Below are 22,632 nucleotides of genomic sequence, written 5' to 3' on the forward strand. Positions count from 1 at the left end.
ATATAATTACATAAAAACTGTTATATAAAAAAAGAAAGAACTTAGTCAAACTAAGTCCTTTCCGTTTCTTATTCTTGCGAGGCGCGGTATTCGTCGTATTGTTTTTGCATTTCTTTCATTACTTTTTTCATACCTGCATCATTTAATTTAGCTTTGAATTTCTCGGTGTATTCTACTGGATCGACTGTTCCGGTTAGAAGCGCTGGAGCAAATTCATTACAAACATTTGTAATTGAAGCGATTTCTGTTCTTACTTTAGATGAGTCAAAATAGAAACCTAAGCCCGGTGATGCTACTGATTTTTTATTAAATGTTTTAAATTGATCCCATTTATCGGCTGGTTCATCTTCATATAATTTAAGGATAAAGTGATTTCCTAGTGCATAAGTTGGCATGCTATAACGTTCCACACGTGCTGGTAAATCTTGAATTTTGCCATCATCTAACTCTTTATAATGGGTGCCTTCAATTCCTTTATCAACCAAATTGCGTAAATATTCATCTGTGTTTAGTAAATCAAGGAATTTCACTGCTTCTTCAGGATGTTGACTTGTCACGGATACAGCTTGAATTGCGCCTGTGACTGAGTTATTTTTAATGATTGGTGTTTCGGCAATTGGTTGTGTGACTACTTTATATTTACCGCCTGTATTTTTATCCCAAATGTTTTCTGCGTATGGTTGGTATTTCTCAATACGCACAAACCAGTTTTCTTTATCGTAAGACCATGGATCAGTTGAAGTGGCAATATCTTTAGTAACATAACCTTTTTGGTAGAAGCTATGAAGCGATTTTAAGGTTTCTAATGTATCTGGTTGTTCATAGAAGTTAACGATTTTACCAGTATCTTCGTATTGATTCACGGCAAAAGGAAGCGGCACAGCGTTATCGATTAAATAATCATATGAAAATGCTGGCTTAAAGTCTTTATTCCCGCCAATTGGTGTGATGCTAGGTTCGTTTTCTTTAATGGTTTTTAGCATTGGTTCTAAATCGCTGAAGTTTTTTACTTTCGATATGTCCATTTTATATTTATCTACTAGATTTTTATTGAAAACATAGACTTGTTGTTCGCCGACTTCTTTGTTGGAAGGTACACCGTAAATATTGCCGTCAATCGTTGCTCCTTCCCAAAGAACTTCATTTAATTCAGCTTTCATTTTCTTGCCTTCTTTATCTAGGTATTTATTTAGTGGCAAGAATGCACCTTTTTGCGAATAAGAAACGAATTCTCCTGCTGCTGAATAGGCAATATCAAAGTTTTCTCCGGAGTTAATAACTGTTTGCATCCGTTTGCCGTAGTCGCCCCAGTCAATTTGTGTCATTTCTACTTTGACACCAATTTTTTCTTCAGTATATTTATTTACTTCTTTCATTACTTCTTCCGTGTCTTTTTGTGGTGTCCCAATCATGTACCATTTCAGTGTCGGAACTTCATTTGCATCTGCTTTTTCATCGCTTCCGCACGCACCTAAAACTAGTAGCAAGCAAAGTGACGCGATGATTACTCCCCATTTCTTTTTCATTAAATTCCCTCCATCTTTTTATTCTTTTACGCCGCCAATTGTGAGTCCACTAATGAAGTATTTTTGGAAAAACGGATAGGTAATCGCGATTGGTAAAGTTGAAATAACAACCATCGCCATTTTTGCCCCGTCTTGAGGAATGGACTTAAATGCGCCGGCAGTATAAGCAATTTCTGAGTTTTGCCGCATAAATTCTAAATTGTTTTCAATTTTCATAAGCAGAGATTGTAATGGAACTAAATTTGGATTATCAATATAAAGTGATGCTTGGAACCAGTCATTCCAGTAACCGAGCGTAGAGAAAAGCGCGATTGTCGCAAGTCCTGGTAAGGAAAGTGGCACAACCATTTGTAAAAAGATCCTTAGTTCCCCTGCGCCCTCAATCCGCGCCGCTTCAAGGATTGGTTCCGGAATCGACCGTAAGAAAAATGTACGCATAATCATAATGTAAAAAGCATTCATTGCTAGTGGTAAAATCATTGCCCAAATACTATTTCGTAAGTGCAAAAATTGTGTCATAACGATATAAGCTGGCACCATCCCGCCACTAAACAGCATCGTGAAGAAGGCAATAAATGTAAATTGACGGCGATACTTAAATTGTGGTCTGGATATTGCATAAGAATAAAGAGCAATCATTGCAACACTACACACAGTACCTATAACTGTAACTACAATCGTGATGCCGTATGATTGTAAAAGCTGACCTTTCATCTTCCATAAATATTCGTACGCTTCCATGCTCCACTCTTTCGGTATTAGTTGAAAGCCATTTGCCGCCAGAGATGTTTCACTCGAAAAAGAAATAACAATAATATATAAAAATGGAAAAATACAGATGAGCGCTAAGAAAGCGAGCATAACATTCATCGCCACATTCATCTTTTTGCCAAAACCGATAATATCTTTTGCCGGCTTGTTTTTTGCTGGTTTTTCCATTTCGCCTCGCACTTGTTCTATTTCACTCACTGCTTCAAGCTGTTCTGCCAAAGCGACTCGCCTCCTTTTTTAAAATAAGCCATATTCTGGGTTTATTTTTTTCACGATGTAGTTAGTGAGTAACACTAGAATAAAGCCGACAATCGACTGATAGAAACCAGCTGCCGCACTCATACTCATATCACCGAGCGACGTTAAGCCCCGGTATACATATGTATCAATAACATCCGTCACCGGATAAAGTGGCCCTGAATTTCGCGGTAATTGATAAAATAACCCGAAATCCGAATTAAAAATCTTCCCGACATTCAAAATCGTTAAAATAACCATCAGTGGTGTTAGCGCAGGAATCGTTACATGTCTAATTTGTTGCCATTTGCCAGCGCCGTCAATCATCGCGGCCTCGTAGTAAGTTCGGTCAATTCCGGCAATTGCAGCAAGGTAGACAATACTTCCATAACCAAGCCCTTTCCAGACATTCATCATGATTAAAATAAACGGCCAATACTTCGGATCGTTATACCATGAAACAGGATCTTGCCCGAATGCAAGTAAAATATTGTTCATCAGTCCGCTATCTTCACTTAAAAAGCTAAATAAGAAATAACTCACAACAACCCATGATAAGAAATGCGGGAAAAGCATTCCTGTTTGATAAATTTTTGCTCCTCGTTTATTTAGTAAGCTGTTAAAGACAATCGCAAGTGCCACGCCAAGAAACAGCCCAACGATAATAAATACTAAATTATAAAGGACGGTGTTTCGGGTAATAATAAAAGCGTCGTTTGTTTGGAATAGGAATTTAAAATTTTCAAGCCCCACCCAGTCGCTGTTCATAATACTGGATAAAAATCCTTTCCCATCAATCTTGTAATCTTTGAACGCAATAACTGTACCAAACATTGGTAAGTATGAGAAAACCAGAAACCATAGAAGGCCCGGAAGTACCATTAATAGCCAAATCCGATTAGCTCGAATTTGTGATAAAACTTTTTTCAATCCATCCACCCCTCTTTTTTTGTAAGTGCTTTCAACATCTTTAGTTTATCGTTTTTAAGGGCGTTAAAATAGTTGCGGATGTTTAGATTTATAGACAAATATTAGAAATAATTTTATTGATGGATTTTCCGGTAACGATTTGGTGTTTCGCCAGTATGTTTTTTAAACTGTCTATAGAAATAGGCCATATCTGTATAGCCGGATTTCCCAGCAATAATCGTTAAATTATCTTTTGTTTGCAGCAACTCTTCCTTCGCATAGTTTACTCGGTAGCGATTCAAATAATCCGTAAAATGCTCACCCATTTCTTTTTGGAAAAGTTGCCCAAGATAGACTGCATTAATGTGAAAATCGTTGCCAAGCGTTTTTAAGGACATGCCTTCTGAAAAATGTTCGGTAATATACGCTAGTACATTTTGGATAATAGGGCTTTTTGATTCATCGGTTTGTTTTTTACGATTGTAATAACGAATCGCATAGGTGAGTGTTGCTTCTTCTAGCCCCTCAATGCTTGTTTCTTCTGCGATTCGTCCCATTGACTCGCTTAATTCTTTAGGGTCTGATTCCGCCATCATCACAAGTAGTTCATTTAAAATATGGAGCATTTGATGCGGATCGCTTTCTAATTTATGATCGTTCCATTCTTTAAAAAAGTTGTTAATCCATGCTTTGATTTCTTTTTCATTATTCATTACGAGTAGTTTTGCAAGTTGATGTTGTTTTCTTTTTGGTCGCCAAGTGTGTTTAGTTCTTTTTTGATAGGCAATCAAGCTGCCGGACTCTTTTACAAGCCGTTCTGGAAGTAATCTCGTCAGTTGTCGGAACGCTTGCGGATACATCATTTCCCCTTGTACTTTTTCGCTGATAAAAATATAAAAAGCTTCGTTTGAAATGCGTTGCTTCATATCTTGATGAATCGCTAAAATTTGTTCGGATATAGAGGTTTGTTCGGTTATTCCTAAGATGATTTCATTTTCTGGAGTAAGTAGCATAAATGGATAAGTGCGCCGGTAGTGTTCAGAAAGCTTTTTCCATTCAGCCATGTCGGTTTCTTTAGTTGGTTGAATCTGGATGAGGACGGCGCTCTCGTTTTGATTTAAAGTCATATCGTATAACGCAAGTCGCTCTTCCCATTCTTCTTTATTAATTCGTAAATTTAGCCAGCGCCAAATCGTATTGTCCCGTAAAATGTAGTACGCTTCTTCCCTTGGTACGACATTATCTGTCACTTGTTTTTTCTCTATTTGTACGAATGTTTCTTTTAATTCTTGTTCGTTTAAAGGTTTTAATAAATAATTTTCGATTCCCGCTGAAAGTCCACGTTTTATATAATGAAAATCTTCAAATCCGGAAAGAACGACGCTTTTAGTAGTCGGTTGGCGTTTTTTCCATGCATCGATTAATTCTAAACCATTCATCACAGGCATTTCTATATCTGTTAAAAGGACATCCACTTCTTGATCCGCAAATAACTCTAAGGCTAGTTCGCCATTTTTGGCTGTCCCGACAATTTCAATGTTTTGCTCAAACTCTGGAATAATGCTTTCTAAACCTTTAAGAATAAGGGGTTCGTCGTCTACTAGTACTATTTTTAGCATCACTTTTCTCCTCCCGTATTTTGAGGTACTTGAAATAGAATGATCGTACCTTCATTTGGCTTACTTGTAATCGTTAATGAGTAAGCTTCACCATATAAAAGTTGCAGTCGTTTGTTTAAATTAGCTAGGCCGATGTGGCTTGTTTCAGCTTTACTTTCAATCGTCGCTTGGACTTCTTTTAGCTTTTCCGCGTCCATTCCTTTACCATTATCTTTTATTTGAAATTGTAAATTGTTATTTTCCGCCGTGACCGTAATTGTAACTACTGGATGTTGGTTTTCTTTATAGGCATATTTGAAAAAATTCTCAATGAGCGGCTGCAAGGCAAATCGTGGAATATGGGTATGATTAAAACGTTTTTCAATATGGATTTCTAACTTAATCGGCTGTTCATGGCGCATTTCCATAAAACGAACATATTGTTTTACATAATTGATTTCTTCGCCTAAAGTTGTGATTTCGCGGTGGTTAGCAGTATAGCGTAGCAGCGTCGCAAGTTGGTAAATCATATCACTTGTTTCTTTCGCTCCTTCTACGCGGGCATTCATTCTAATTGCTTCTAAAGAATTATAAAGAAAATGAGGTTGCATTTGCCCTTGAAGCGCTTTGAGTCGTGCTTTTTGTTCTTCCATTTCAAGACTATAGACCTTCTTCACATAAGCGTCGAGATTTTCAGTCATATGGTTAAATCGCTCACTAATCATCGTCAGTTCATCCCCGTTATTATCGACAGGTAGTTTTGCATCAAGCGTTCCATTTTCCACTCGGTTCATCCCACCAATAATTGTCAAAATCCGCTTGGAGTAGCGCCTGCTTATTACAAAATTAACGCTAATAGAAAAAATAACGAGTAACAAACCAATCCCAAATAAAGTCAACTCGATTAATGGCGCGCTATCATCCGTGACACGATATAAAAATGTATTATTTTTTAAGCCAGTAGTTTCATCCTCTGTTTTTTGAAAGTATATTTTCTTATTATCTACATTCATCCAACCTTGTTTTTCGGGTGGGGTTATTTGTTTTGCAGGATGATTGGAATATAACTCGGCCCCTTTTGTATTATTTATTTGGAAAATCGAGTTTTTATAATCTTTCGTAATCCATTTGTTTAAAAAGGTCGGATCAATATAAAGCAATAGATAGCCCATTTGTTTTAATGTACTCGGATCGTTAATCGGCTGTTTCACGACAATTTTATTTTCTATCGTATAAAAATTTCCTTGTTTCGATGCTTGACTGGCAATATTTTCTTCACCATATGTATCAACAGTTTCTTTCCATTCACGGTAACGACTCGGGAATGTATAGGAGTAGCTCCCGTCATCTGAAATAAGCTGCAATGCAATAATATCTTCATCATACGAAAAATAAGACTGTAAATAGGTTTGCATATCTACAGAATAAAAATTTTTACTTTTAAAATAGTTGTCGATATTTTGCTCAGTGTAGCTACCGTAGTCGTTCGTCATCGCGATTTGAACATCTTGCATCAAATCACTATTACGGTAAATATCTTGCGTTAAACTAATTAATGCCTTTTGCTTTTCAGTTAAAGCTTCCAACTGCTTGCTGGCGATAGTTTCTGCGCGCTGAAGATTTGTATCGAGCTGAATGTTGGTATAGTACTTATAAATGAAAAAAAGTAACAAGCTCACGGTAAAAAGACTTGTTAAAGAAAAAATTAATAACATCCTTTTAAAAACGCGCTTACGTGGTAATTCTTGTGTCATTCTAATTCATTGCCCCCTTTTCCTTTCTGATTATTGCATACTATCAAAAATAATGTAAGGGGTTACTTTGGCTCCATCTGTTTAAAACGTTGCAAGTTGATTTTCATTATCCAATAACTTGGTAAAACGCCTGAGATAAACAAAATAAAAGCTGGCATTTTAGAAATCAACCAGGCACAAAAAACGAGTCCAACCACAATCATAAAGGTGTTTTTAAAACTAGTAATAGCTAGTAAGAATGCTTGGCCAACATAAGCGCGAACATTTTTCATTTGGAAGTGAACAAATACGGTAAAATACTGCAAAAAGGCAATACCAACGAGAAAAAGTAAGAACATCAAGAAAAAGTATAAAATGGTCGACCAAAATCCTTGCATCAGTTCAAAAACAATCCGTAAATCAGCATAAAGAAATATCCCAATGGCTGCAAAAATCCCACCTGCTAAATTAGCAGAAACAAATACTTGCTTATAAGTTTGCCAAGCTGATTTCCAAACAGGCGTGTCTAAATCGCCTCTCGCCCATTTTCTCGTAATCGTAAAAAGAGCAACTGTCGCTGGCATAAATCCAAGCACAATCCCGCCCATTAATACAAGAAAAAGCCATACTAAATTCGTCCAAACAAGCCGTATTATCCAATCACTAATAACTGAGAATTTATCAATAAGTTTCATTCTTTTTTCTCCTTTGATAGTAAGAGAAAGCCTGAGTTTTTCGCCCAGACTTTTCTTTTTTATTTACTTAATGGGCTTCCTTTTACATATACACCACATAAACTTAGGACAAATTCACTAAACATCGCATTCGACCAAGCAAACCAGTCGCGAGTGAATTCAGCTGGGTTTGAAGCATTAACTCCTTCATGCATGTAATCCGTGCCACCATCACCAGCTATTAACATCTCTAAAATAGCTTGTTTCTCGCTTTCTGTTTCTGCGGTTAAACCTTCAATACTGAGCGCAATCGGCCATACATAATGATCCGGCGTATGAGGGCTACCGATTCCAGTAAGGACGCTACCTTCTACAAAATAAGGATTTTCTCGACTTAAAATGAGTTTTCTAGTCGCTTGATATGCTGGATCATTTTTCTCACAAAAACCTAGATACGGCGCAGCGAGTAAGCTCGGTACATTAGCATCATCCATAAATAACTTGCGCCCAGTTCCGTCAACTTCATAAGCATAAACATCGCCGTAATACGGGTGCGCTTGTTTAGCGTATGTTTCAATTCCAGTTGCGACTTCTTCTCTTAACTCCAAACTAGCTTGGATTAATTTCTTATCGTCCGAATAAAACTGTGCCGCTATTTCTTGAGCGTAATCCATCACTACGACCAAAAACATATTACTTGGCACAAGATAACCGTACATACACGCATCATCACTCGGTCTAAATCCACTCCAAGACATCCCCGTATAACTTACATCTGTTCCTTTGCCATTATTATTTAAAGTATCTGATTGACGCACATTTTCTCGTTCAAAACGATATGGACTTTGCTCCGTATGCTTTTGTTCCGTTTTAAATACGTCGATAATCTGGTGCAAAGCCTGTCTGAATTCCTCGGTAAAATGACCCGTGTGATTAGTACTTTTCCATAATAGATAAGCTAACTGGACTGGGTAGCAAAGTGAATCAATTTCGTATTTACGCTCCCAAACAAGGTCTGACATCTCTGTTTTATCTTGTTGAAAACCGGCACCATTCGCAGTTTTATTAAAAGCATTCGCATAAGGATCATGAAGAATATATTTTGTTTGCAGTTTTATGAGATTTTCAATTAATGTCGCCATCTCTTCATCTTCTTCTGCAACAATTAAATAAGGGCGGATTTGGCTCGTTGAATCGCGTAACCACATGGCTGGAATATCGCCTGTAATAACAAACGGAAGCCCCTCTTCTGTTTCCTGCAAAGTAGTTGTATAGGTGTTAGTAAAACATTTTTCAAACATGCGATGTAATTTTTCATTTTCTGGAAAAGTCGTTTTTACTATATCAATCCATTTGTTAAAACTTGTTGGTACTTTCTTTGTCATGAATTACACTCCTTTTAATGTGATAATTTCGTTTGGTTTAACGGTAAATTGATTTTTGGCATCTCCTGCTGTTTCTTCTAAAATGGTCGATTTTCTCCACAGATTAACCGTGTTTAATAGTTTTGGCTCGGATGCGGTTTGATAGAAACGAATAATTGGTTGATTGTCTTTCGCTAGTTTAAATGCGGAAAAAACAAGTCCGTCTGTTACTTTCCATTTCGCAAAATCTTTTGTTTCTGCAAGAATTTTTTCTTTTGATGATGACGAGTGTTGAATGGCAAAAGTAGGTGCTAAGAGTGCGTTAACTTGTGCAGGGACGTTGACGCTTGATTCGTCTGTTAAGAATACATGGAACTCGGCTGTGATTTCGCGGTGGCATTCTGCTTCATATGCTGGGAAATCACCCCAATCGCCAATTTCTGATACTGCGCGTAAAAGTGTTAGTTCCAATCTGTCCCCTTGCTCGCTTACTTCATATTCCGGTAAGTCGAGGCTTGCAACAACGATATTTCCACTAGTAACAAAACCTTGTTTCCGGTTATCATTAGCAGGATTTGTCCATTCTTCCACTTGTTTATTCGCGCGCGTTACTACTTCAAAAACACTGCCCGCTTGATGTGTTTCTGTTTGTTTCCCAGTTGGTAAAAGTACGCGAAGGCGATGGTCATCCACCTGGTTATCTAGTTTAACGCGAACAGTTAGTTGTTTATCATGTTTATTCAGCGTCAGTTCTGTAGTGATTTTAAAAGTAGTACGATTGTCTGAACGATGTGACGTCCGGTCCGGATGCCATACTAGTCGGCGTTTTTCTTCAGCAAATGTCGCACTTGCGCTTACTGGGATTTCTATTTCATGTTTCATTTCGATTGTCTTTCCAAGCTTATCTTCACGCAACACGCGAACTGCTGGTTTTGAATTAAAGGTATTTATACGTAAATTATCACCTGTTTCTTTAAACATATACTCGTTACCAATATCGCCAACATCCTCATATGCCCCAAGTCCCGCGACTTCTACAGCCTTTTCTTTATCCAAAATGGAGTAAGTTCCGTTCGGCGCGATTTCCACTTTTAAATATTGATTTTCTAACTGTAAGTCCCCTGTTAGCTCTTTTTCGTCATCCGAAACTGCGACCGGATGCGCATAGATTGTTTGGTACCCAACTGCTGGTAAATGTTCCACAGTAAAGGTTAGTTTATACTTTCTTGCAAAATAAGAATCGCGGAATTTTCGTTCTGGTAAATCATAGTTAAAATGAATACCAAGTGGCTCAACTACAACCGGAATTTCCTCCCCATTACTTGTTTCCATCCGAAAACTTTGTTCGGGAAGTTTTGCTAATTCATCTGGTATCAATTCAAAATGCATCTCAGAAAAATGAATCGCGTCTGTTTCAAGTTCAAGTTCGACAGTTCTAGTTGCTTCTAGCCCTCCTGCATGGAAAACCGTAATTGGAATACCCGCATCATTTGTTGCGATTTGTTCCGTTATTTTACGTGCGGCGTTTTGAATAATCGCCATAGTTGTTTGTTCTACTTTTTCAAAACGAGCTTCCATTTCGCGGTGCACTTCATCCAAACTACATCCTGTAATGCTGTCATGGATTTGATTTTCCATGAGTAATTTCCAAGCAAAAGCCAGATATTCATGCGGATAACTAACACCAGCTTCTGTTGCCATTACCGAAATCGGTTCAGCTAAACGCTCTAATAAACGTTCAATTTTAGCATTGGCTTGCTTCAAATAAATACGTGAGGAAGCCGTGTTAGCAAGCGTTGACCAACCATCCGATTGTTGGCTTGTTAATTCTCCGTGGACTGTTTGTAATTTTTCAGGTTCAAGCCCGGCTTTGACAGCATCTTGGTATTTTTCAAAATGACTATGAATAAAATCAATCTCTGGATACAGTTCCCGTGCTACTTCAAGAGCTTCCGCTAAATCTGTTTGGACAGGCTGGTGGTCACAACCGTTCATAAATAACCATTCATCCGTTGATGCAAATCGTTCCACGTCTGCCAATTTTTTATCCCAGAAAATTTTTGCTGCTTCTTTATCAGTTGGAATTTCATTACCATTGGAATACCAATTAGCGAGTAAAATTCCTAAAACTTTCGAACCGTCCGGGCTTTCCCAGAACATCTCTGAATATTTCGAGGCAAAAGCACTATCAAATACTTGGTTATTAAAGCCAGTTGGGTTAACACCTCGTCCAAAAACAACCGTGTCAAAACCAGCTTGACGCATTAATTGCGGCACTTGACCATATAAACCAAACGTATCCGGAAAATAACCAATTTTTTCCGCTTGACCGAATTCTTCCGCCATTTCTAAACCATATTGCAAATTACGAATATTCGCTTCTCCACTCGTCAAAAAAGCATCTTGTAACATATACCAAGGGCCGATTCGTAATTTTCCATCAGCAACCAGTTGTTTCATTTTTTCTCTTTTAGCAGGTTTTACAGCTAAATAATCTTCTAACATAATCATTTGTCCATCCATATGAAAATGATTAAAACCAGCTTCTTTATCAAGTAAATCTTCTACTTCATCCATAAGTGTAACGAGCCTAAATCTTAAGCTTTCCAGTGGTAAAAACCATTCTCTGTCCCAATGAGAATGCGATATAATATGCGCTTTCTTTCTAGTCATTTTGCCCCTCCAAATATCCTTTTTGTATTCGCTTTCAAGCTAAGTATAGTAAGGGCTAAAGCGAATTGCAATGCTACGCCAAAAACTACTATGAATAATCCATTTTCCCTTGATTTGTCCATTTCAAAAAAGCTTATTCCTTACCGCTCTAAAGATGAGAAAAACGACCCTGCCAAATTCCCTTCAAAAGCCAAATTGACTTCTTTTCCCGCTATGATATATTGAAACCGTTCTAGACAAAAAAGAAAGGATTTGAGTATATAGATGTTTTTCACAAAAGATAAATTACGCGGTAGACTAGATGAAGTCGCCCTTTACCGCTATGAAAAAACGTATCCGATTCAGAAGTTCCAAGCAGCTGAGGATATGGACGGAAACATTGCAGCGCGTCCTCAAACTGTCATTTATGATAACGAATTAACTATTGGAGAAAACTGGGCCGGCCGCGATCGCTACGTCTGGTTAAAAACAACGATTACCTTCCCCAGTGCCAAAGAAGGTACTCGCTTAATCGGTTACTTTGATTTTGGTAATACTGGCGACGGTCATAATTCTGGCTTTGAATCCTTATTATTCGTAAACGGCGAACCATTCCAAGGTGTCGACCAAAATCACCAAGAAGTTCTTTTCCCTGACAGTTTTGCTGGAAAAACGACCGAACTTGTCTTTCGTTTATGGTCTGGTCTTGAAGGCGGTGGCGCTCCTTCCATCCAAACACATCAGTTAAAAGAAGCATTTATTGGTTATTTAAACCTCGTGATTGACGATTTATATTTTACAAGTAAAGCTACCTTAAAAACACTCGATCAACTGGAAGAAAATAATCCGACATACGCTCCCCTGCTTCAAGCTATTAACCGCGCTTACCTAGCGATTGATTGGGGAACACCAGGCTCTAACCAAAATCTTTCCTCCATGGAAAACGCCAACCAAATCTTGCAAGCAGCAATAAAAGAAATGCCGAAAAACTTTCCTATCAAAGTAGCAGCAGTTGGACATACCCATATCGATGTAGCATGGCTATGGCGTTTAAAACATACCCGCGAAAAAGCAGCACGATCATTCTCGACCGTGCTCCATTTAATGGAAGATTATCCTGAATACTTATTTTTGCAATCACAGCCCCAACTCTACGCCTACATCAAAGAAGATTATCCAGAAATTTATGCCAAAATAAAAGCTAAAATCGAGGAAGGCAACTGGGAGGCTGATGGCGGAATGTGGCTTGAAGCCGATTGTAATATCCCTAGCGGAGAATCACTCGTCAGACAAATGCTCTACGGTCAGAAATTTTTACGCGAAGAGTTTGGCAAACCTTCTAGTTTTCTATGGTTACCTGATGTATTTGGTTATAGCTGGGCCTTGCCGCAAATTCTCCGTAAATCAGGCATCAAAACTTTTATGACGACTAAAATTAGTTGGAATCAATATAACCGAATGCCACATGATACGTTCCAGTGGCGCGGTATTGACGGAACGGAAATCCTAACTCACTTCATCACTGCACCAGAAAAAAACAGCCGAATTTCTACTTATAACGGTAAAATGACCGCGCGTGAACTGGTGGGACTTTGGGATAAATATCAAGATAAAGAAATAAACCAAGAATTATTACTTGCTTATGGTTACGGCGATGGAGGTGGCGGGGTAAATCGCGAAATGCTCGAGATGCGTCGTCGCTATGATAAAATGCCGGGAATCCCTGAAGTAAAACCAAAAAGCGCTACCGATTATTTCGATGATTTACATGAAACGATTAATAGCACTGATCAATATGTCCACACCTGGAACGGGGAACTTTACTTTGAATACCACCGCGGAACTTATACCAGCCAAGCCTTCACGAAAAAAATGAACCGTAAAATCGAGCTTGGTTTAAGAAATAGCGAATGGCTTTCTGTTTTAGCGAACTTAAAAGAAGGAACTACTTATCCGACCGAAAAATTAGCGAACATTTGGCAGATATTACTTCGAAATCAATTTCACGATATTATTCCTGGCTCTTCCATCAAAGAAGTATATGATGATGCGCTAATTGAGTACACTGAAGCACTCACCGAAAACAATACGATTATCTCTAAACAACTGGAAAAACTAACCCAGCAGGCTTCTGAAAAAATAACGCTATGGAATAGTTCCACTTGGAATCGTCCGCGCTATATTGAAATCAAAGCCGATAATCCTGCTAGCAACTTAGCCTTTTATGATCAAAAAAATAAGCCACTCCCTGCACAAAAATTAGCAAATGGCGCGTGGCTCATCCAGCACCATAACTTGCCAGCGCTCGGTGCCACAAGTATTTCCGTTAAAGAAACAACAAGTGAGCTAACAAAATCGCCTTTCACTTACAAAGACAAGCAATTAGAAACACCCTATTATCAAATAGCTTGGAACGAAAACGGCCAATTTACATCCATTTTTGACAAAAAAAATAACCGCCAAGTATTAGCAGAAAACGCGAGGGGGAATGTATTTCAATTATTTGAAGATAAGCCGATGTGGCATGATGCTTGGGATATTGATCTATTTTACCAAGAAAAACAAAAGGAAATTACCGCTTTAGACTCTTTTGAAGTAATCAATAATGGACCACTTGAACTCACTATTAAACAGGTGCTTCACTCAGAAAAATCACAAATTACGCAGTGGATTCATTTTTACCATGAGAGCCCTGAAATCAGATTTGAAACAGAAGTGGATTGGCGTGACCGTAACCAGTTGCTGAAAGTCGCTTTCCCTGTTTCCGTTCATGCCAGTGAAGCTAGTTATGATATTCAATTTGGTAATGTAAAACGACCGACACACTGGAACACAAGCTGGGATTATGCTCGTTTTGAAACAGTTGGGCATCAGTGGGCCGATCTTTCTGAGAAAAATTACGGGGTTAGTTTGCTAAATGATTCCAAATACGGCTATGATATTAAAGACTCGACGATTCGACTAACATTACTCAAAGCAGCGGGCTACCCTGACCCAGAAGCCGATTTAGGTCTTCACCAGTTCACGTATTCACTTTTTCCACATCAAGGAGATTTCTTAGACGGAGAAACAGTCCAAACTGCTTGGGAATTAAACAACCCGATTTTCACATCTAACGGAGAAATCGAACCATTTTCGCTTTTCCAAGTTACTAATCCTTATGTGATGATTGATAGCGTCAAACAAGCTGAGGACGGTAATGGTCTTATCATCCGACTGCATGAATTCGCAGGCACACACGGCGAAGTGACGCTAACTAGCGATTATGCTATTACTTCCATCACAGAATGTAACTTACTGGAGGAAAACGAAACAACACTTGAAACCACAACATTTGCCATTACTCCGTTTGAAATTAAAACTTACCGAATTTATCTAAAATAAAAAAACACGCAGCAAGGCTTCTCCCTAAGAAGTCCGCTGCGTGTTTTATTAGTTTAACGTGATCAGATTAAAGTTTAGTAACTTTTTCTGCTTGTGGGCCACGTTGACCTTCAACGATTTCAAATTCAACGCTTTGACCTTCGTCTAAAGTTTTGAATCCTTCACCTTCGATAGCGCTGAAGTGTACGAATACATCATCTCCGCCTTCTACTTCGATGAAACCGAAACCTTTTTCACTATTAAACCATTTAACTGTACCTGTTTGCATATTTCACAAACCTCCAAAAATTTTCTTAATATGTTTCTTTTACTAACGAAAAAGATGTTAACAACAAGCTAATCATTTTTTCAATTACAAAATTCACATATTAGCAAAGATACTCATTTACATCAATATCCTTGCTAATACATAAATATACTTCCTGCAACACTTATATATTAACGCCAACGGACAAATAAATCAAGTGAAAAAGTCGCACGGTTACAAAATAGAGTATTCAGTTTATTAACTAAAAAACCCTGCTATAAGTCAATTCTTATAACAAGGTTTTCTATTAATCGACAATACTTTTATCTTTAATACGCCATTTCACAAGTAAATTATGTAACGGTTTACGCACTAAGAAATAAACGCCTAAAGAAATGAGTACAGAAGCCGTACCAAGTAAAAATCCGCCCAGTACATCTGTTGGGAAATGCACGCCTAAATAAACACGTGTATACATTACAAACAAGATAAATCCATAGCCGATAATTCCGATAACGATTTTTTGCCACATTTTTGGCACTGTGAAAATTAAGAACATCGCTGCAAGTCCATAGAAAACCGCCGTAGCAGTCGCATGTCCACTAGGAAAACTAAAACCTGACTCATCTATTAACCAGTTAACGCTATCTGGACGTGTACGAGCAACTAATGTTTTCAAGACTAGATTAAGGACAACACCACAAGCTAGCATCGTTCCTCCAAACCATAGTCCAACAACAAATTTTCGTAAAAAGAATAGGATAAGAACGACTACAATAGTTAAAATAATAGTTGTTTCTGCACTACCTAAATTGGTCACTAGTTTAACGATAGCTGTTTTATCAGGTTGAATCCCGCCGCGAATCTTTTCAATCCAGCTTAGATCAAAACGTGCTACCCAGTTACTTTCTGTTGCAATAGCTGAGGCGATTGTAATAAATAAAATCAGACAAAATCCACCAATAACGAATAACGGTGTCGCTTTTTTTCGATTAGTATTCATGGTTAACTCCTTTTCATTCGGTTGTTTTTAAAAATTGCTTTACTTCTTTTACAAGCTCTTGATACTGCGCTTGTTCTGGTGTCGCTTCATTTGTAAGTTCAGTTACAGTGCCTCTTTCGTAGCTAACTGACCCCGTGCTAACAAATGTTGCATTACCAATTAATTGTAGCGAAATTTCACCAGCTTCGTCTTTTTTGGCAGTCACCTGTACTCGCCCGCCATCATTATAAACATTAAGTGGTGTTTCAAAAGTATCTTTATCTAACATTTTTTTAATTAAACTACAAGCTGACATCGCTGTCCCGCATGCATTCGTAAAACCTACACCGCGTTCAAATGTCCGCACATAAATCGCATCATCGCTTAATCGTTTCACAAAACTAACATTGACACCATCTGGAAAATAAGGATTTTCGCTGTTTAAATAACTCGCTAAAGTTTCTTGTTTATCCGAATCTAACACAGTTTGGTCCACAAACGTAATCAAGTGTGGATTTGGAACCGACACAGCAGAAAAAGCTAATTCCGAATCTAGTTCAGGAACGACTTGATTAAATAATTTTTCCACACCGACATTCATTGGTAAACTTTCTGCATTAAATTTAACTGGAGAAATTTCAACTTGGTACGTTGGTATGTCAAAACCAAGTGAAGTTGCTTTTTTGACATCCAGTATCGCTTTCATTGTTTCGACTTTTGCTTCTGTTAATGCGTGCTTTTCAAGTAAATAACGAGCTACCGTTCTTAGGCCGTTCCCGCACATCGACGCAATTGATCCATCCGAATTAACGACGCGCATTTGGCCAATTGGTCCAGCTTCATTACTTTTTGTGACATATAAAATACCATCTGCCCCACCAAGCGAATGCTCTCTATCACAAAGCTTTATTGCAAAATCAGCACGTTTCGCATCCGACCAATCCATGATTTGATTTTCTTCTTCATCAACTAAGAAAAAATCGTTTTGCGAACCATGTACTTTTGTAAAGTGAATTGTTGCCATTCCTTCAAGCAACCTCCTTTATTTGGAATTACGTCTATAATACCACATCTTAAATTAAAAAAGCTTGGGGAACCTCCTTTTTAAACTACTAGGATTTTCCCCAAGCGAGCATTAAGCTTCGTAGTGTTTTACAACAATATCAGCACAACGGCCACAAAGTGTTGGATGTTTTGGATTTACGCCTACATCTTTTTTCACTACACGGCAACGTTCACAAGTTTCACCTTCTGCTACAGTAATTTGAACAGCTACTTGATTCGATTTAAATGCGGATTCTGGTGCATTTTCTAAACCTTCCACTAGTTCAAAATCAGAAACGATGAATAGTTGTGCAAAATCGCCTTCTAATGAATCAAACAATGTTTTCGCTTCACCGTCTACATATAGAGTTACTTTTGCAAGCATTGATTTACCGATAAGTTTTTCATTACGAGCGAATTCTAGCGCTTTTTGGACGTTATCACGGATTTGCATGAATGCGTCCCATTTCGCAGTAATTTCTTCACTATCAGCTAATACTTTTACATCTGGTAAATCTTGTAAATGAATACTTTCCGCGCCTTCACCAATCAAGCTATTCCAAACTTCTTCCGTCGTATGCGGTAAAATTGGAGCAAGTAGTTTTGTCAAAGTAACAACTGCTTCATAAAAGACCGTTTGCATAGCGCGACGATCATGACTATCCGCTGCTTCAATGTAAACAACATCTTTGGCAAAGTCCATATAAAATTGGCTTAATTCTACTGTACAGAAATTATTGATTTGGTGGTAAATAGTAGAGAATTCAAACGCTTCATAGCTATCCTTCACATTTTTCACTAAATCGTTTAATTTAATCAGCATGTATTTATCTACTTCACGTAAGTTTTCATAAGAAACGGCGTTCGTAGTTGGATGGAAATCATTGATATTTCCTAGTAAGAAACGCATTGTGTTACGGATTTTACGGTACACTTCGGATACTTGTTTTAAGATTTCATCACTAACACGAACATCAGCTTGATAATCTACAGAAGCAACCCAAAGGCGAACAATATCCGCACCAAGTTGTTTAATTACTTTGCCTGGAAGTAAAGTATTTCCAAGTGATTTACTCATTTTACGGCCTTCCCCGTCCAGTGCAAAACCATGACTTAGCACGTTACGGTAAGGTGCTTCGCCAGTGATCGCTACAGCTGTTGTTAAAGATGAGTTGAACCAACCACGATATTGGTCAGAGCCTTCCATGTACAAATCAGCCGGACGACTTAATTCTGGACGAGCATTTAATACGGCTTGATGACTTGACCCAGAATCAAACCAAACATCCATAATATCCGTTTCTTTTGTAAATTCGCCATTTGGGCTACCTGGATGTGTAAACCCAGCTGGTAATAAGTCTTTCACATCACGCTCAAACCAAACGTTCGAACCATGCTCACGGAACAGTTCTGAAATATGGTTGATTGTTTCGTCTGTGATAATCGCTTCCCCGTTTTCCGCATAGAAAATAGGTAGTGGAACTCCCCACGCACGTTGACGAGAAATAACCCAGTCGCCGCGGTCGCGAACCATATTGAATAGACGTGTTTCACCCCAAGCAGGAGTCCAATTAACACCTTTAACAGCTGCGAGTAAATCATCACGGAATGCGTCAATTGAAGCAAACCACTGCGCTGTAGCACGGAAAATAACTGGTTTTTTCGTACGCCAATCATGTGGATAAGAGTGAGTGATGAATTCCATTTTTAGTAATGCGCCCACTTCTTCTAGTTTTTCTGTCACCATTTTATTCGCTGTATCGTAAAATACGCCTTCAAATCCTGGAGCTTCTTCTGTAAACACACCACGATCATCTAGTGGAGCAAGAATTTCCAAATCGTATTTTTTCCCGATTAAAAAGTCATCTTCCCCATGTCCAGGAGCCGTATGAACCGCACCAGTACCGGCTTCAGCAGTGGCATGTTCGCCGTTCATTACTAAAGAGTCACGGTCATAGAATGGGTGTTTAGTTACAACGCGGTCAAGTTCAGAACCACGAACCGTTTTAACAACTGTCGCATCTTCAAAGCCTAGTTTTTCACGTAAGCTTGGTAAAAGTGCTTCTGCTACAACATATTTTTCACCTGCGGATTCAATTACTACATAATCCAAATCAGGGTTAACAGTAATACCCATGTTTGCAGGAATTGTCCAAGGAGTTGTTGTCCAGATAACGATATTCGTACCTTCATCTAGTACACCTTTTCCGTCTGTTACTTTGAAAGCCACGAAAATCGACGCAGATGTTTTATCTTGATATTCGATTTCTGCTTCCGCAAGCGCAGATTCACTAGAAGGAGACCAATAAACAGGTTTTTTACCTTTGTAAATGTAACCTTTTTTCGCCATTTCACCGAATACTTTGATTTGCTCTGCTTCGTATTCTGGTAAAAGAGTGATGTAAGGATTTTCCCAGTCGCCGTTAATTCCAAGGCGTTTGAAACCTGTACGTTGGCCGTCTACTTGCGTCATCGCATATTCGGCACACAGTTTACGGAATTCAGCGATAGACATTTCTTTCCGTTTAACACCTTTTTTGGCGATAGCTGTCTCGATTGGTAGTCCGTGTGTATCCCAACCAGGAACATACGGGGAACTGAAGCCAGCCATTGATTTATAACGAACGATAATATCTTTGATTGTTTTATTTAACGCATGCCCCATATGAAGCTCTCCGTTTGCGTAGGGAGGGCCATCATGTAAAATATACGCCTTGCGTCCAGCATTTTTTTCTTGAATTTTCTCATATAGCTTTTCTTCTTCCCATTTTGCTTGCCATTCAGGTTCTTTGTTTGGCAAATTTCCACGCATTGGAAAATCTGTTTTTGGCATTAATAACGTATCTTTATATTCCATACTCTCTTCTCCTTTAAAACTTTATTTTTAAACACAAAAAAATCTCTCCCAAAAAAGGGACGAGATTCGCGGTACCACCCTTGTTGACATGCATGTTAATTGCTTGCCCACTTCATTAATGCCATAACGCCGGCTCGCGCTAACACTTACTCAAGCAGTTGCTTTTTCGGGTTAGAACTAAAGAGTGATTTCGATTTTTTAGAGGATAGCTGGTCTCACACCTTGCACCAACTCGCTTTGTATCCTATATCTAAAAAATTTACTTGTCTCTTATAATCGTTTTTAACGTTCTTCTGATTCAGCAGCTTCGACTTCTTTAATAGACGCTAGTTCTGTTGCATCTACATCGTAAGCCATCATTTGCTGCCAGTCTTCACTTTTAATTAAATCCATTTGCGCTTCTACTAACATACGAAGACGCTCGCGGAATACTTTAGATTGGCGTTTTAGGTCTTCAATTTCAATCGCGATTTTACGAGCTTTAGAAAGTGAGTCGCTTAAAATTCGGTCTGCATTTTTTTCAGCTTCACGGATAATAAGTTTTGCTTCTTTTTCAGCGGAAGCTTTCACTTCTTCGGCAGCTGTTTGTGCCACGATTAATGATTTGTTTAATGTTTCTTCAATGTTTGTAAAATGACCTAAACGTTCTTCACTATTATTTAAAGTGTCCTCAATACGCTTTTTCTCTTTGATAACTTGTTCATAATCTTTAATGATTTGATCGAGGAAGTCATTTACTTCGTCTTCGTCATAACCTCTAAAACCACGGGTAAACTCTTTGTTATGTATATCCAGCGGCGATAATGGCATATCTAGCACCTCCATACGACTATTGTTTATAAATACCTAACATACATTCTACCATAGTTACTAGCTTTTTCCTAGAATTTATATTGAAAAATGGTTAGATTAAAAATCCAGCTTTATCTAGCGCCTTAATCGCTTGCTCTAATTGTTCTTTCGTATCTGCTTCAATCGTATGTAAATGGGTTCCGTCCGTTAAACCAGAAAGCATCGTTGCTCCTGTTGTTTGCAATTTCCGCACAAATTTTTCTACATCAAAACGGCTTTTTAAATGCAGTGAAGCAGTAATTTCGCCGTATATTGGATGATCCACAATCACATCAATAATGGAAACACCGTGATCCACCAAAATATTTAGTTCCTCGGCAGCTTGTTCTTTCGTATGTTTTACAGCGATAACGCGTCTTTCACCTGTATAACTCGTTTCTTTCGCATAAATATAACCTTGTGGAGTAGCCATAATTGGTTCATTGCCAGCTTTTAACAAAGAAATATCTTGAACAATCACTTGGCGGCTAACATTTGTTTTCTGTGCTAATTGATTTCCAGAAATTGGCGCCTCGGCTTCTTTTAGCCATTTTAAAATCATTTGCCTACGCGTATCACCTAATATTTTTTTCATCTTATCACCTTTTTCGTAGTAATTTATCGATTTCTTCTTTAAAAATAATACTATCGTTTAATTCATTTTCTTTTCCAAAAGATAGCCGGATAAAACGGTTTGCTTCTTCTGTTGTTTTTCCAGTAGCGATTAATGTTCTGGACGGGGCTAAATCACGTAAACTACATGCGCTCGTCGTCGAGATTTGAATATCTGCTTCGTTTAAAGCAAGTAAAGCCTCCTGACCTTGCATATTTGGCAAAGTAAGTCCTAAAATAAACGGCGATGTATTTGGTCCACCTTCGACTTTCACCCGCGTTTCTAATGTGTCGCAAATCGCAGCTTTTAGTTTCAAAGCTCTAATCGCTTCTTGCTCTCTATTTTCCATTATATCATAGGCGGCAGTTGTAAAGGCAGCAATAGCTGGAACATTTACCGTCCCCGGTCTAAAGCCAAATTCATGATGTACATCTGGCAAAACTGCCTGCAAAGGAGAATCTGGTTTCATAAAAAGTAGTCCCGCCCCTTTTGGCCCATAAATTTTATGCGATGAAATACTAAAACTAGTGACATCACTTAAATCTAAATCAAGTTTTCCAAAAGATTGAACAATATCGGTATGAAAAAAGACACCTGCTTTTTTAGCAATGTGAGCTAGTTCGGCGATTGGTTGGATGGTTCCGATTTCCGAATTAACATGTTGAATAATAATAAGCCCCGTCTCAGTAGAAATCATTTTTTCTAAAGTAGCTGGATTTACTTGCCCAAACGAATCAACTGGTAATGCTTTCATACGACACTTCCCCGCTTGTTCGAGTGCCATTAGTTGCTGCCAAACAGAAGCGTGTTCCAGCGGACTTACGAGCACTTCTTTCTTATCAGTTGTATGGAGTAGCGTTTGAATCGCGATTTGATTACTCTCTGTTCCACCACTCGTAAATAAAATCCCGCGGTTTGGAACTTGTAATAACTCAGCAAAACTTTCCCGACATTTTTCTAAAAGGGCTGCTGATTTCGTCCCGGCATCGTGTAAACTTTCCGAATTAGCGAAGAATTCTCGCGAGGCATCCATAAAAACTTGTAAGGATGTTTCACTCATTTTCGTAGTTGCTGCATGGTCAAAGTAAATCATCTCTTTATCTCTCCCTTAAAATTTTATACTTGAATTTAGTTTGATTTTGTGTGATTATAGATGACAAGACAACTGTATATTCATTAAGAAGTATACAATTAATCGAACCTACTATGC

General features: G+C 38.3%; 16 protein-coding genes and 1 other annotated feature. Of the genes, 1 reads left to right on the forward strand and 15 read right to left on the reverse strand.

Annotated features, from left to right (window positions below):
- Positions 1–68 precede the first annotated feature (68 nt).
- The 8 genes from PQQ29_RS10385 to PQQ29_RS10420 form a co-directional block, all read right to left on the reverse strand.
- Positions 69–1,526, reverse strand: a complete 1,458-nt coding sequence (locus PQQ29_RS10385; RefSeq protein WP_033532881.1) for an ABC transporter substrate-binding protein — start codon at positions 1,524–1,526, stop codon at positions 69–71.
- Positions 1,527–1,544: 18 nt separating this feature from the next.
- Positions 1,545–2,516 carry a carbohydrate ABC transporter permease gene (locus PQQ29_RS10390; protein WP_003769543.1) on the reverse strand — a complete coding sequence of 324 codons (972 nt, stop codon included), beginning with the start codon at positions 2,514–2,516 and terminating at the stop codon, positions 1,545–1,547.
- A gap of 18 nt (positions 2,517–2,534) precedes the next feature.
- On the reverse strand, positions 2,535–3,464 hold the full coding sequence (locus PQQ29_RS10395) for an ABC transporter permease (protein ID WP_010991761.1): 930 nt from the start codon (positions 3,462–3,464) through the stop codon (positions 2,535–2,537).
- 113 nt (positions 3,465–3,577) lie between these two features.
- Positions 3,578–5,062 (reverse strand): response regulator transcription factor, encoded by a 1,485-nt coding sequence (locus tag PQQ29_RS10400; RefSeq protein WP_187983923.1) that lies wholly within the window; start codon positions 5,060–5,062, stop codon positions 3,578–3,580.
- Complete coding sequence (locus PQQ29_RS10405) at positions 5,062–6,801, reverse strand: sensor histidine kinase (protein ID WP_041918392.1); 1,740 nt, start codon at positions 6,799–6,801, stop codon at positions 5,062–5,064. Before PQQ29_RS10405 ends, PQQ29_RS10400 begins: the two co-directional genes overlap by 1 nt.
- 56 nt (positions 6,802–6,857) lie before the next feature.
- Complete coding sequence (locus tag PQQ29_RS10410; RefSeq protein ID WP_070024758.1) at positions 6,858–7,469, reverse strand: YesL family protein; 612 nt, start codon at positions 7,467–7,469, stop codon at positions 6,858–6,860.
- Positions 7,470–7,528: 59 nt separating this feature from the next.
- Entirely contained in the window at positions 7,529–8,833 is a 1,305-nt protein-coding gene (locus PQQ29_RS10415; protein ID WP_187983922.1) for a glycoside hydrolase family 125 protein, read from the reverse strand.
- 3 nt (positions 8,834–8,836) lie between these two features.
- The gene (locus tag PQQ29_RS10420) at positions 8,837–11,485 is read right to left on the reverse strand and encodes an alpha-mannosidase (RefSeq protein ID WP_187983921.1); all 2,649 of its coding nucleotides are present in this window, start codon (positions 11,483–11,485) and stop codon (positions 8,837–8,839) included.
- Between the two features lie 264 nt (positions 11,486–11,749).
- Here PQQ29_RS10420 and PQQ29_RS10425 point away from each other — a divergent pair, with 264 nt between their 5' ends.
- Complete coding sequence (locus PQQ29_RS10425; protein WP_187983920.1) at positions 11,750–14,848, forward strand: alpha-mannosidase; 3,099 nt, start codon at positions 11,750–11,752, stop codon at positions 14,846–14,848.
- Positions 14,849–14,915: 67 nt separating this feature from the next.
- On the opposite strand, the gene cspB is transcribed toward PQQ29_RS10425, so the two are convergent.
- The 7 genes from cspB to PQQ29_RS10460 form a co-directional block, all read right to left on the reverse strand.
- A complete protein-coding gene (gene cspB / locus PQQ29_RS10430) occupies positions 14,916–15,116 on the reverse strand; it encodes a cold-shock protein CspB (RefSeq protein ID WP_003723180.1) in 201 nt (66 codons plus the stop codon).
- A gap of 286 nt (positions 15,117–15,402) precedes the next feature.
- On the reverse strand, positions 15,403–16,098 hold the full coding sequence (locus tag PQQ29_RS10435; RefSeq protein ID WP_003769562.1) for a phosphatase PAP2 family protein: 696 nt from the start codon (positions 16,096–16,098) through the stop codon (positions 15,403–15,405).
- Positions 16,099–16,111: 13 nt separating this feature from the next.
- Positions 16,112–17,101, reverse strand: a complete 990-nt coding sequence (gene dapF, locus PQQ29_RS10440; protein ID WP_003769564.1) for a diaminopimelate epimerase — start codon at positions 17,099–17,101, stop codon at positions 16,112–16,114.
- Between the two features lie 111 nt (positions 17,102–17,212).
- Positions 17,213–19,978: an isoleucine--tRNA ligase gene (gene ileS / locus PQQ29_RS10445; RefSeq protein ID WP_187983919.1), complete on the reverse strand. Its 2,766-nt coding sequence runs from the start codon at positions 19,976–19,978 to the stop codon at positions 17,213–17,215.
- 52 nt (positions 19,979–20,030) lie between these two features.
- Positions 20,031–20,264 (reverse strand) — a binding site (T-box leader).
- A complete protein-coding gene (gene divIVA, locus PQQ29_RS10450; protein WP_003725769.1) occupies positions 20,261–20,788 on the reverse strand; it encodes a septum site-determining protein DivIVA in 528 nt (175 codons plus the stop codon). Its footprint overlaps the feature before it by 4 nt.
- A gap of 94 nt (positions 20,789–20,882) precedes the next feature.
- A complete protein-coding gene (locus PQQ29_RS10455; protein ID WP_003727955.1) occupies positions 20,883–21,404 on the reverse strand; it encodes a transcription repressor NadR in 522 nt (173 codons plus the stop codon).
- A 4-nt stretch (positions 21,405–21,408) separates the two neighbouring features.
- On the reverse strand, positions 21,409–22,515 hold the full coding sequence (locus PQQ29_RS10460; protein ID WP_010991769.1) for an IscS subfamily cysteine desulfurase: 1,107 nt from the start codon (positions 22,513–22,515) through the stop codon (positions 21,409–21,411).
- Positions 22,516–22,632 lie beyond the last annotated feature (117 nt).

It is taken from the genome of Listeria innocua (assembly GCF_028596125.1).
GTDB classification, from domain to species: Bacteria; Bacillota; Bacilli; order Lactobacillales; family Listeriaceae; genus Listeria; species Listeria innocua.